The sequence below is a fragment of the Streptomyces regalis genome (genome assembly GCF_001509475.1).
Taxonomy (GTDB): Bacteria; Actinomycetota; Actinomycetes; order Streptomycetales; family Streptomycetaceae; genus Streptomyces; species Streptomyces regalis.
This window is the reverse complement of sequence record NZ_LLZG01000047.1, coordinates 93,718-106,312: the sequence shown is the minus strand read 5'-3', so window position 1 is coordinate 106,312 and position 12,595 is coordinate 93,718. Positions and strand designations below refer to the sequence as shown.

The following is a 12,595-nucleotide window of genomic DNA, read 5'->3' as shown; positions in this document are numbered from 1 at the left end:
ATGATGGAACGTGCCGAAGCCACCAGGAGGCGTGCCATGGCGGCGGCCGAAGAGACTCTGCCGTTCCGCGGGTACCGCACTTGGTATCAGGTCGTGGGCGAGTTGCCCGCGCCCGACGGGAAATTGCCGCTGCTCGTGGTCAACGGCGGGCCCGGCTGCCCCCACGACTACCTGGAGGACCTGGCGGCGCTGGCCGGTGAGAGCGGGCGCGCGGTCGTCTTCTACGACCAGCTCGGTTGCGGCCGGTCCGACCACCCGGACGACCCGGCCCTGTGGGTCATGGCCACCTTCGTCGAGGAGGTCGCCGCCGTGCGGGAGGGGCTCGGGCTCGACCGGGTGCATCTCCTCGGCCATTCATGGGGAAGCCAGGTGGCCCTCGAGTACGCCCTCGGCCGACCGGCCGGGCTGGCCGGTCTGGTTCTCGCCGGTCCGCTGGCCAGCGCTCCCGTTTACGAAGCAGAGGCCCGCCGGCTGAAGGAATCCCTTCCCCCCGAGGTGCAAGAGATCATCGACCGGCACGAAGCGGAGGGCACCACCGGTGACGACGCCTATGAGGGTGCCGCCATGGAGTTCTACAAGCGGTGGCTCTGCCGGCTGGATCCGTGGCCCGATCACCACCTCAAGGACTGGGACGTCACCGCCCGGCTGGGCGAGCTGGACGTGCCCGTTCTTATCGCCTCCGGGCGCTACGACGTGACGACTCCCGCAGTGGTCCGCCCGCTGGCCGACGGCATCCGGGGCGCCGAGTGGGTGGTCTTCGAGCAGAGCGCACATCTGCCCTCGGCCGAGGAGCCGGAACGCTTCCGTCAGGTCCTCGAGTCCTTTCTCAGCAGAGTGGAAGCAGCTGATCCGGGGCTCTGATGGGACGGCCCCTTCTTCTTGCCGAGTTGACGCTCCAGAACCGGCAGTTGCTGCGCAGGGCGAGGATTGTCGACGGTCAAGTAATTCCCCGCGTTCGATGGCTTACGCGTCACGTAATTCCCCGGGCGAAGTCGTTGTCGAGCAACGGAGATCGTCAAGGTGTCCGAGGGGCGAGCAGGCGCCGGAGTGCCGTCGGGGTACGGCCCAGGTACTGGCGCATGGTCGGCTCAGGTGTGCCTGGTCGGCGAAGCCGAGGTCTGCGGCGAGGACGCCGAGGCTGGTCTCGCCCTCCTCCAAGCGGTCCAGGGCCCGGCCGATGCGGATGCGATTGCGGTAGCGGGTCACGGACACCCCCAGTTCGCGGGTGAAGGACCGGCTCAAGCGGTACGGCGAGACCCCGAGCAGCTCTGCGAGCGGAAGCAGTCCGTCCGAGGCTGGGTGGCCGTCGTTGATCGCCTGGCGGGCTGACGCGACGAGAGCCGCTTCGGTTCTGGGGGCTGGTGCGCCGAGCGGTGTGGGCCCGGAGACGACTTGACCGACGGTGGTGGCGAGCAGGTTGAGCAACTCTTCCGTCAGTGCGTAGTCGATGTCCTCCGTCCTGGCGGTCGCGAGGAGCCGGCGATGGGTGAGGTCGAGGCGGGCATCGACGTACACGCTCTGCCTGGCCAGGCGCGTGGCATCGCCGGTCATGTCCTGCCACAGCGCCGGCGTCAGGCTGATCGATGTGCAGTCGTCGCCTCCGGCGGGATGGGCGAAGTGCTCTTCCTCGCCCGGCACGCCGACGTAGGCCATCGTCGGGTCGATATCGGCGTGGGTGCCGGCTGCGCGCCTGCGGAACCGGCCACGGCGCACGAGCACCACCCGGTAGTCGTCGCGTACTTCGGCCTCCGACCAGCGGGTGTGGTCGTCCTGGCACGTCACAGCGGTGATGCTGAAGTCGGGGCGGGTAGCGAGAGCGGTGGAGGTGAGCACTCTTGAACGCTACGCCGGGGGTCGGACATCGGCTCCGCGCAAGGATCTTCAAGACCGGGGTGGGGCAGGGCAGGCAAGCTCAGCGGCGTCGTACTCAACCCCGTACCGCGCTCAAGGAGTCGCCGTCATGTCCGCTCCCGCGAAGATCAGCACCGTCGTCATCGATTGTGGTGACCCGGTCCGGCTCGCCGAGTTCTACAGCAAGGTCACCGGTTGGGAGATCACCCACAGCGGCGGGGATTACGCCTCCGTGGGCAGCGGGGAGCACCCCGGCCTGGCTTTCGTACGCATCGAGGGCTATCGGGCCCCCGGCTGGCCCGACGACGGCAAGCACGCCCACCTCGACTTCACGGTCACCGACCTGGAGGAGGCGGCCGGCCGGATCCTCGCCCTTGGAGCGTCGAGGCCCGAGTTCCAGCCCGGCAAGGGCCAGTGGGTCGTCCTCACCGATCCCGAGGGGCACCCGTTCTGCCTCACCACCGGCGCCTGACACGTCACCCGACAGGAGAAGATCACATGGCTCACATCCACAAGGAATTCCTGATCGACAGCGCTCCCGACCACGTCTGGGCGGCAGTCCGCGACGTCAGCGCGGTGCACCGGCGCCTGGCACCCGGGTTCGTCACGGACACGCGTCTTGAGGCGGATACCAGAGTGGTGACTTTCGCCAACGGCGTCGTGGTGCACGAGCTCCTCGTCGACATCGACGACGAAGCCCGCCGGGTCGCTTATGCGGTGGTCGGCGGGTCACTGACCCCCAAGCACCACCATGCGTCCATGCAGGTCTTCGCCGACGGCACGGAACACAGTCGGTTCGTCTGGATCACCGATGTGACGCCGGATGACCTCGCGGGCCCCATCGCCGAAATGGTCGACCAGGGAGCACGCGTGATCAAGCAGACGCTGGAGACCCCGGCCACACTGGACAACTGACCGAACGCCTTGACCGTTCACACTCGCCGACCGGTAGGAGAGCGAGCGGGCCGGCCGCCAGCCCGACCACCGTGCGCAACAGACCGTTCCTCAAGACTGAGCAGGAGTGAGTCCCGTTCAGCCGCGCGCCCCGAACGGTCTTGGGCGAGCTGGTCCCCGGCGTACTCGACCCCGGGGCGGCGACACGCATCCTGTGCGTGGTCCGGGCCCGGGAGGCCCCCGCGGCCGGAGGCCGCTGATGGACACCGCCCTGTGCGACCTGGCCATGTGGGTACGGCCAGAAGCGACGGAGAGGCCCCGGACCATCACTCTGGTGGAGCGGGGGCCCCGCACGCCGGCGCCGTACCCGGCGTCCCCGCAGGATGGCGGCGCAGGCCGCCAGGTCACACCTCGTTGTCCGGCCAGCCCAGGAGCCGGGCGCCGATCACCGCGGTCTGCAGGGTGTAACGGTGGACGGAGTCCGCCGGGTTGGCACCAGTGAGCTTCTGGATCCGCTCCAGGCGGTAGGTGAAGGCACGCACACTCAAACTCAGGCGGCGGGCCGCCTCGGCCGCCACACAACCCGAGTCGAAGTATGCGGTCAGCGTGTCGACGAGCGGCTGGGCGCCGCCGCGTGCGGACTGCAGCGGGCCCAGAGTGTTGCGCACGAGGTCGGCCATGGCTTGCCGGTCGCGGGTCAGCACCGGATAGACAAGGAGGTCGGCGGCGCGCAGCACCGGTTCCGTGATGTCCAGCCGGTGGGCCAGATCGAGGGCGTTGAGGGCCTCTTCGTAGGAGTGGACGACTCCCCCGGCGCCCGGATGAGGGCGTCCGATGGCGACCTGGCCTCCGTCGGTGGCCGCGTATGCCTGCTTGGCGAAGAACGCCAGGACCTCGTCCTGCTCTCCGGGGGCGATACAGACCAGCCGCCCGTCCTTCGTCGTGAGCAGGATGCGTCGCTCACCAAACCTGCTGATCACGGCGCTCTCCACCTGCCGGGTGGCCGGATGCATGTCCTCCACCGGCTTCCCGCCCTGAGCGACGGCGACCGCATGGGCCCGGGAGAGGAGCAGCCCGAAGCGCTCGGCACGCTCGGCCAGGCGGCCCAGGTCGCTGCGGCCGTAGAGCAGATCGTCGATGAACTCCCGGCGCACGCCTTCCTCTTGGCGTACGGCTAGCCTCTGCGCCCGTTCATGGCCCTCGGCGAAGGCATCGATCGCCTGCTCGACGACGGCCAGCACGCGATCGGTGTCCGTAGAGGAAAGGGTGGGCCAGCTCTCCCGGGTCACGGACAGATGCCGGCGGACGAGGACGCGCAGCCCAAGGCCGGCCTCGGCGGCGCGCTCTCCCCGGGCCCGTAGGGACTCCAACTCGTCCCGCGTGAGGCGACGGCCTGTCCCACACGCCTCCGCCAGTATCTGGGCATAGCCCTCCAGATACTGCTCGGGTACCTCACGCCCCGTCACCCAGGTCTCCTCTGTTCTTGACGCGCTGCTGGCGTATTCCTAACGCACGAGGGACAAGAGTGGCAGACCCACGGAGGGTGAGAGAGCCCGGCATGAAGCAGGCGTCCACGTTGCCGGTGTTGGGCAATGCGGAATGGGCGGTGTCGCTGCCACGATGCTCTTGGCGGATACGGGGGCGAGTCCGGTGCCGGGCTACGGAAATCCGGCATCAGGTCCCCGCCGCGCGCGTCGGTGTAGCCGGATTCAGGCGGCCCGAGTCGTAGAGCGCGCGCGACCGGCCGTGGCCGGCCGGACGAGTTCCTCGCGTCGGCCTCGGACCCAATGGCTCGCCCGTCCCGATGTGCTCGCTGCAGGGCTGTCTTCGGCAACGAGTCCACGAACTGTTCGTTCGTTCGTCCCCGTCATCCCGGTCAGACCTCCGGAGGCTGCCCGGATCTCCTTCACGTGCCGAGCGAGGGGCCTGTCCGTTGCTCATCGGTGGCGAACAGCGACTCGACGAGTTCCAGGGACAGTTGCTGCATGTCCTTGCGGACCAGCTCCGGTACCTGGTCGTTCCACTGTTTCGCCGCGTCGTCCAGCGCTGCGGAGAAGGCCCCGCGTGCCCGCCGTCCCATGAACGTCATGGCGAGGGGGAGCAGCAGGCGGGCGAAGGAGCGGCCCCTGACTCGTACCGTGACGGTGACGCGCCAGCGTCCGTCGCCGGCTGGGCGCGGCACGGCCGTCACCGTGGCGCGGACGAGCGCGTGGTCGAGTCTGCCGGTCAGGGGTGTGGCCCTCGGGCGGCCGCGACCTGCTGCCGACGGCCACCACTTGCCGAGGTCGAGGTGCAGGCGTCCGCTGCCGCCGGCGTACCTCGTCCATGAGCCGCCGCCTGCCTGCGCCTTCATCGAGAGGCTTGCCTCGCGCGGCCGTTCGGCGCTCGTGAGCCGGAGTGTGCAGGCCATGTGGCCGGGGCCGCCGGGATCGTCGTCGAGCGTGACGAGTTCCAGGGCTGTCTCCCGCTTCCGCTCCCAGGCCAGGATCGTGAGCGTCTGGTCGATGTCCGGTCCGCTGCCGTCGTCGTTCTCGGGGTGGTAGCGGGCGCCCGGTCGCAGGTGTGTTCCCTCCGCCAGGAGTAGTTCGGGCAGCCTCCGTCCGTCGGGCAGCCGTAGCAGTGCACCTTCGGCTTCGATGCTTTCCGCGAGGTCGTGGAGCGTGACGACGCACGACTCGAACCAGCGGCGGGGCACGGGGGCGAGCGTCACGGTGTGCTGAAAGCGAGCCATGTGCCAAGGGTCACTGTTCTACGGGTGCTGGGTCAGTGGGGCGGTCAGGCAGTGACTGGCTCGGTTTGGCTGCCGGGTTCCGGGCGCTCCGCTCGGTGTTCCCGGTCATCAGGAGCTGTTCTGTTCTGTGATCTCCGGGTCGCCGTGCTCACCGAGCCAGCGGGCGAGCTTGCCGCGGCGGCCGACCGCGCGCAGGCGGCGTTCCGCGGCCTGCCGCACCTTCGGGGTGGTGATCAGGAGGAGTTCGTCGCCCACGCGCAGCACGGTGTCGTGGCCGGGGACGGTGGTGGCGCCGTCACGGACGATCAGCGTGACCACGGTCGGCGACGGCAGGCGCAGTTCGAAGACGGCCACACCGTGCAGGCGTGACCCGGCGGGAATGCTCACGGTGAGCAGGTCCGCGTCCAGGGCGTCCAGCGGAGCGGCCTCCACCTCGATGTCGCGCAGGGCGCCCGGTCTGGTCAGGCGCAGCAGCCGGGCGGCGGCGGGCAGGCTGGGGCCCTGGACGACGGTGAAGATGACCACCAGCACGAACACGATGTTCAGCAGGTCCCGGGCGCCACTCACCCCTTCGACGATGGGGTAGGTGGCGAGCACGATCGGCACGGCGCCGCGCAGGCCCGCCCAGGAGATGAAGCCCTGTTCGCGCCAGGGGACGCGGAACGGCAGCAGACAGGCCAGCACGGACAAGGGCCGGGCAGCCAGCAGCAGGACCAGGCCGACGGTGACGGCAGGGCCGATCGTGGCGGGCAGTTCGCTGGGGTCCACGAGCAGGCCGAGCATGACGAACAGACCGATCTGGGCGAGCCAGCCGACGCCTTCGGCGAAGGAGCGCGTGGCGGCGCGGTGTGGCAGCTGGGCGTTCCCCAGGACGAGCCCGGCCAGGTATGCGGCGATGAAGCCGCTGGCATGCGCCGCTCCGGCGGCGGCGAAGGCCACGATGCCGAAACCGACGGTGGCCAGCGGATACAGGCCGGTGGCGGGCAGGGCGATGTTCCGCAGGGCGGCGGCTCCCAGGCGCCCGATCGCCAGCCCGAGCACGCTGCCCACTGCCAGCTCGTAGACGAGATGACCGGCGATGTCCGCCGGACCGGGCACGTCGGCGGTGGCGGTGCTCAAGGCCAGTACCAGGATGACGGTCGGGGCGTCGTTGAATCCGGACTCGGCCTCCAGCAGGCTGGTGACTTTCTGCGGCAGCGGCAGGGACCTCAGTACGGCGAACACCGCGGCGGCGTCGGTGGAGGAGACGATCGCGCCCAGCAGCAGCGCCAGTTGCCAGTTCATGCCCAGCATCCAGTGGGCGCCGGCCGCCGTGACCGTGATGGAGACGGCGACCCCTGCGGTGGCCAGCACGCCGGCCGGCAACAACAGGCGCCGGACATCGGGCCAGTTCGATGTCAGACCGCCCTCGACCAGGATGACGGCCAGAGCCGCCGTGCCCAGGGCCTGTGCCAGCTGGGCGTCGTCGAAGTGCAGGCCGAGCACGTCCTCCCCGACGACCACGCCGACGGCCAGAAACAGCAGCAGGCTGGGCAGACCGGCCCGGTGGGCGGTGCGGGCGGCGGCGACACTGGCGAGCAGAACGGTGCCGCCGATGAGCAGGGTCAGGTAGAGGTCCTGCAACATCACAGGACTGCCCCCACGTCAAGACCGGCGCGTCGGCAACTCGCTGAGCCGCCGGGGCGGACGACTGCCGTACGAACAGCACAACCGCTGTGGATCGATCCCGGACCCGGCCGTCTCCGCCGGGACCGGCGCCGCTGCCGCAGCTCGGCTCTGCCGCGGGCAGCGAGAGGGGAGACCTTTTCGCCGGTCACGGGCCCCTCCTCACTGGCAGCCGCTCGATACGAACCACGAACCACGAACCACGTCTACAAGTCCTGCACAGGGGCACGGCCACGAGGGCAGTACTGACGATCAGGACATAGCAGGTCGTCACGGTAACGCGGTGCGGCGGCGCCTTCGGGGCACAACGAGGCGCGTCCCTGCCGAAGACCGGTTGCTGTGGGCGGCAGCATCCTCCCCTCTTAAAAAACGTCCACCCCGAACAGGCGGCGTGTGGCAGGGGTCAAGAGGACGACGCGCCCGTGGCGGGTGGGCGGGTCCGCGAGCCGGCGCCCAGCAGTTCGGCCAGGCCCTGGCGAGTGGCGGCCAGCACCACGCGGTCCTGCGGGCGCAGCACGTAGCCCGGGTGCGGGTCCCAGAGGAGGCCGCTGGGGTGCCCGGTGCCGTCGTCGGACGGTGAGGCCGCGAGGTCGGGCAGGCGTTCGCCGGGGGCGGCGGAGTCGATGGCCAGGACGCGCCAGGCACCGGGGCGGAACGACTCGGCGACCGTGCGGCCCTCCAGCTGCGGATGGCCCGCCACGTCGAGCGCGGCGAACACGAGGACTCTGCGCTCCACGGGGATGGCGCCGAGGATCCGGCGGCCCATCATCGCCCCTGCGAACGCGGGCGCTGCGAGGGTGGAGACGCTGCGGCTGCGGGTGAGAGCGTGGGGGTGAGCGGCGCGCAGGGTGCGGTAGACGGCGGCGGCGAACGCGTCGTCGTACAGGCGCAGCGCCACGCGTACGCGGGGTTCGATGGACCGGGCGTACAGGGCGGCTTCGAGGTTGGTGGTGTCACTGCTGGTGACGGCGAGCAGCGCGTGGGCGCGATGGACCTTCGCGGCCTCCAGGACGCCTTCCTGGGTGACGTCGCCGATCACGGTGGGCACGTGCAGTCGGCGCGCCAGCGGGATGCCTCGTGCCTCGGGGTCTTCCTCCACGCACACCACGGGGATGCCGAGTTCGCACAGCCGGGCCAGGACGCGGGTGCCGACCTTGCCGAGGCCGAGCAGGACGACATGGCCGGACAGACCGCGGGGCGGGCGGCGCAGCGCGGAGGCGGTGCGGAAGGTGCCGAGCCCTTCCAGTACGGCGGCGAGGAGCACGGGCAGCAGGAGCAGTCCGGTCAGCCCGGACAGGAGCTGGAGGACTTGGCGGGAGGCGGGCTCGCCGAGGGCGGGGTCCCCGATGGCGAAAAGGTCGAGGAGGGTGAGATAGGCGGCGTGCAGTGGATGCTCGTCGTCACTGGTCAGCCAGGAGGCCACCGCCAGGCCGAGGACGCTCAGCACGAGCCCGGCGAGGGACCAGCGCAGACGGCGCGAGAAGAGCGAGCCGATCGGCAGGCCGCGGCCCGGGACGCGCTCGGGGCCGTCGTGCGTGACCGTCTCCAGGACAACGGTGCCGCGACCGGTGGCGGCGGCGACGGTTCGGTCGTCCGGCAGCAGCAGCGGTCCGTCCTGGCCGCTGGCGTCCGAACCCTCCGCTCCCGCCGGGTCGTTGGCGGTGGCGGAGAGCAGGGCCAGCGTGCACAGGCCGGGGTCGGCGACCTCGCCGCGCCCCGGCGGGGTGCGCTCGACGGCCCGCAGCAGCAGACCGTCCGCCTGCACGACCTTGCTGGTGCCCGCTACGGCCGTGGCCGCGAGGGCGGGGGCCGCGGTGTCGGCATCCGAGAGGACGGTGGTGGAGGTGTCCAGGGCGGCCGGATCGAGACCGGGTGACGCGACCGCGGCGGCCTGGTCCAGCAGGTGGGCCAGGTGCTGGCCGAGCTTGCGGTCGTAGAGCCGGATGACCAGGCGCAGGCGGGGGTTGAGGCGGCGGGCCGCGAGCGCGGCGCGGATGTTGGTCTCGTCGTCGTCATGGACGAGGGCGAGTGCGTCGGCGCGCGCGACACCGGCCTCGGCCAGCCTCTCCTCGTCGAGGAGCGGCGCCTGAAGGACACGCACGGCCGGTGTCGACTCCGCGTCGGCGGCCCGGTTGACGACCGCCTGCATCCGGGCGAGCAGCGAGGCGGCCCGCGCCCCTCCCGCCGTACCGGTCCCGGTGTCGGCGCTACCGGGCAGCGACGGTACGACGACGGTGACCCGCATGCGGTACAGCTCGCGCAGTTCAGCCGCCAGGCGCTCGGCGAGGGCGTCGTCGCCGCACACCACCATGTGGCCCGGCAGCGCCGGGTGCCGGGCCTGGTCGGGAAGCGAGGGCACGCGCCTCATGGTGCGCACCTCCTTCCGCCGGGGCCCGCCTGTCGTCCCTGGCTGCGAGCCGGATCTCCCTCCACCCGACGGAGTTCCGTACGACAGCCGCTTACTGCGGCGCCGTTTGCGTGTTGACCCACCTTTTCTCCCTCCCCCGATGCCGGCGTGAACGACGGCGACAGCAGAGTGCACGCCGTCGCCACCGGAACTGATCATGGCGTATGAGCCGCGTAGCCACCGCCGGCTCGGTCGACCGTCCGGGTATCGCAGTCCGGCATCAACGAGACGTCAAGACTGCCGGAACGCGGCAATGCGGTGGGAACGGCGCCACTTCACAATGGTCTTGGCTCAAAAGCGGGGATGTTCCGGTGCCCAGCTCCGGCAACGTACCTGGATACCTGGACGCTACAGCGAGACTTGGGGGTGCGGAATGCAGGAGATCATCGGCGCCGCCGCACAGTTCCCCACCGTCATCTTCACCTCTGCCCTGGTGGTCGCACTCGGCTTCTGGTTTCTGGTCCTGCTGGGCCGCGCCCGCGTACGCGACTTCGATGCCGACGCCCCAGCGCTGGCCAATGCGCTCGGAGGAGTACCGGTCGCCGTCGCCGCCTTCGTCGTCACGGTGTGCGGCTGGCTCGTCAGCCTCACCGGGCTGGTCGTGATGGACCGGGCCGACGTGACAGGGTTCGGCGCCGCCGTGGCCCGCGTCGCTCTGCTCGCGCTGTCCGCGCTCGTCGCCTGGTCGGTGACACATGGCCTCGCGGCTCCGCTCTCCAGGCAGTTCTCCGCCGAACACAGGCCGCGACAACGGGACTTGGCGAACGGCACTCCGTTCGACCCTGGCAGTCGCAGCGCTCGCAGCTGACGGGTCTGCCCGCGGTGGAACCGCTGGGCCACGCCTGTGACGCACTTGTCCGCGGCCGTGCGGGCCGCTTCGCCTCGCCGTCGAGGCGTCAACTCATCGCAGACTTCAAGGATTTCCTATGGATGCCACCACTGTGGGCATCGGCGTGACCGTCGCCGCCGCCCTGCTCGTCACGGTCGCCGTGCTGTTCGTCGTCTCCCGCCTGTTCCGCAAGGTGGAGCAGGGCAAGGCGCTGATCGTCTCCAAGCTTCGGAAGGTCGATGTGACCTTCACCGGGCAGGTCGTGCTGCCGGTGCTGCACAAGGCCGAGGTGATGGACATCTCGGTGAAGACCATCGAGATCACGCGGGCCGGCCGGGACGGGCTGATCTGTCAGGACAATATCCGGGCCGACATCCGTATCTCGTTCTTCGTGAAGGTCAACAAGACCGTGGAGGACGTCATCAGGGTCGCGCAGGCCGTCGGTACGGCGCGGGCGAGTGACCGGGACACGCTGCAGGAGCTGTTCCACGCGAAGTTCTCCGAGGCCCTCAAGACCGTCGGCAAGCAGCTGGACTTCACCGACCTGTACACCAAGCGCGAGGAACTGCGGTACCGGATCATCGAGGTCATCGGCGTCGACCTGAACGGCTACCACCTGGAGGACGCGGCGATCGACTACCTGGAGCAGACGCCTCTGTCCCAGCTCGACCCGGCCAATGTCCTGGACGCCCAGGGCATCCGCAAGATCACCGAGCTGACGGCCGTGGAGCACGTGCGCACCAACGAGGCCCAGCGCACCGAGGAGAAGGAGATCACCCGGCAGAACGTCGACGCCCGCGAGGCCATCCTGGAACTGGAGCGCCGCCAGGCAGACGCGGAGATCAAGCAGAGGCGGGAGATCGACACCGTACGGGCCCGCGAGGAGGCCGAGACCGCGCGGGTCGTCGAGGAGGAGCGACTGCGCTCGCAGGGCGCCTTCCTGAAGACCGAGGAGCAGCTCGGCATCCAGCGCGAGAACCAGGCCCGCGAGGTCGCCGTCGCGCAGAAGAACCGCGAGCGGGTCATCGCCATCGAGAACGAGCGCATCGAGAAGGACCGGCTCCTCGAAGTCATCGCACGGGAACGGGAGACCGAGCTGACCCGGATCGCCGCTTCGAAGGAAGTCGAGGCGGAGAAGCGGGAGATCGCCGAGGTCATCCGGGAGCGGGTGGCGGTGGACCGTACGGTCGCCGAGCAGGAGGAGTCCATCAAGAAGCTGCGCGCCGTGGAGGAAGCCGAGCGTGGCCGCCAGACCGTGATCATCGCCGCCGAGGCCGAGGCGCAGGAGAAGCTGGTCAAGGACATCAAGGCCGCCGAGGCCGCCGAGCAGGCCGCCGTGCACCGCGCGGCGGAGGAACTGACCCTGGCCGAGGCCCGGTTGAAGAGCGCTGACCTCGACGCGCAGGCCAAGCTGCGACTCGCCGAGGGCATCCAGGCGGAGTCCGCCGCCGAGGGCCTGGCCGCCGTGCAGGTCCGCGACAAGGAGGCCGAGGTCATCGAGAAGGCCGGCCGTGCGGAGGCGGAGGCAGCCGAGGCGCGGATGCGGGCCGAGGCGGAGGGCTCCCGGGCGAAGGCGCTCGCGGAGGCGGAGGGCATCGGCGAGAAGCTGAAGGCCGAGGCAGCCGGTCTGACCGAGAAGGCCGCCGCGATGGCCGCGCTGGACGAGGCGTCCCGCGGGCACGAGGAGTACCGGCTGCGGCTGGAGGCCGAGAAGGACATCCGTCTCGCGGGGCTGGACGTGCAGCGGCAGGTCGCCGAGGCACAGGCCACGGTGCTCGCCACCGGGCTGGAGAACGCCGACATCAACATCGTCGGCGGCGAGTCGGTCTTCTTCGACCGGCTGATGTCCTCCATCGCGCTCGGCAAGAGCGTCGACGGATTCGTCCAGCACTCCGAGACCGCGCAGGCCCTCGCGGGGCCCTGGCTGGACGGCACCTCCAGCTTCACCGACGACCTGAGCCGTGTCCTCGGCTCGGTCTCGACAGCCGACGTGCAGAATCTGACCGTCTCCGCCCTGCTGATGAAGCTGATGAAGTCCGGCGGAGACAACGCCGGACAGTTCCGGCAACTGCTGGAGAAGGCAGGCGAGCTGGGCCTCGCAGACACCTCCCTCACCGCCCTGAACGGCAGCGCCAAGGGCTGACCGACCCGCGGTCCGGAGCTGCCGCACAGGGGACGGCAGCTCCGGACCGCGCTTTTTCCGACTTCCTGAGAGGGA

10 protein-coding genes are annotated in these 12,595 nt (G+C 70.3%); 5 read left to right on the top strand and 5 right to left on the bottom strand.

Features of this window, described 5'->3' with window-relative positions:
* Window positions 1-36 precede the first annotated feature (36 nt).
* Window positions 37-861: a proline iminopeptidase-family hydrolase gene (locus ADL12_RS09240; RefSeq protein ID WP_062700439.1), complete on the top strand. Its 825-nt coding sequence runs from the start codon at window positions 37-39 to the stop codon at window positions 859-861.
* Between the two features lie 102 nt (window positions 862-963).
* Here the strand turns inward: ADL12_RS09240 and ADL12_RS09235 are convergent, their stop codons facing one another.
* Window positions 964-1,833, bottom strand: coding sequence for an AraC family transcriptional regulator (locus ADL12_RS09235; RefSeq protein ID WP_244187832.1), 870 nt, complete (start codon window positions 1,831-1,833; stop codon window positions 964-966).
* Between the two features lie 127 nt (window positions 1,834-1,960).
* Between ADL12_RS09235 and ADL12_RS09230 the strand changes: the two genes are divergently transcribed.
* Both ADL12_RS09230 and ADL12_RS09225 read left to right on the top strand, forming a co-directional pair.
* Window positions 1,961-2,323: a VOC family protein gene (locus ADL12_RS09230; RefSeq protein WP_062700437.1), complete on the top strand. Its 363-nt coding sequence runs from the start codon at window positions 1,961-1,963 to the stop codon at window positions 2,321-2,323.
* Between the two features lie 26 nt (window positions 2,324-2,349).
* Entirely contained in the window at window positions 2,350-2,766 is a 417-nt protein-coding gene (locus ADL12_RS09225) for an SRPBCC family protein (RefSeq protein WP_062700434.1), read from the top strand.
* 383 nt (window positions 2,767-3,149) lie between these two features.
* On the opposite strand, the gene ADL12_RS09220 is transcribed toward ADL12_RS09225, so the two are convergent.
* The 4 genes from ADL12_RS09220 to ADL12_RS09205 all read right to left on the bottom strand — a co-directional run bounded on the left by ADL12_RS09220 (window position 3,150) and on the right by ADL12_RS09205 (window position 9,509).
* A complete protein-coding gene (locus ADL12_RS09220) occupies window positions 3,150-4,211 on the bottom strand; it encodes a PucR family transcriptional regulator (protein ID WP_062700432.1) in 1,062 nt (353 codons plus the stop codon).
* Between the two features lie 440 nt (window positions 4,212-4,651).
* Complete coding sequence (locus ADL12_RS09215; protein ID WP_062700430.1) at window positions 4,652-5,476, bottom strand: hypothetical protein; 825 nt, start codon at window positions 5,474-5,476, stop codon at window positions 4,652-4,654.
* Between the two features lie 108 nt (window positions 5,477-5,584).
* Entirely contained in the window at window positions 5,585-7,105 is a 1,521-nt protein-coding gene (locus ADL12_RS09210) for a potassium/proton antiporter (RefSeq protein WP_062700428.1), read from the bottom strand.
* Between the two features lie 439 nt (window positions 7,106-7,544).
* Window positions 7,545-9,509, bottom strand: coding sequence for an NAD-binding protein (locus ADL12_RS09205; RefSeq protein ID WP_062700426.1), 1,965 nt, complete (start codon window positions 9,507-9,509; stop codon window positions 7,545-7,547).
* Window positions 9,510-9,921: 412 nt separating this feature from the next.
* Between ADL12_RS09205 and ADL12_RS09200 the strand changes: the two genes are divergently transcribed.
* Both ADL12_RS09200 and ADL12_RS09195 read left to right on the top strand, forming a co-directional pair.
* A complete protein-coding gene (locus ADL12_RS09200) occupies window positions 9,922-10,356 on the top strand; it encodes a hypothetical protein (protein ID WP_062700425.1) in 435 nt (144 codons plus the stop codon).
* A gap of 118 nt (window positions 10,357-10,474) precedes the next feature.
* On the top strand, window positions 10,475-12,520 hold the full coding sequence (locus tag ADL12_RS09195) for a flotillin family protein (RefSeq protein WP_062700423.1): 2,046 nt from the start codon (window positions 10,475-10,477) through the stop codon (window positions 12,518-12,520).
* Window positions 12,521-12,595: the final 75 nt, after the last annotated feature.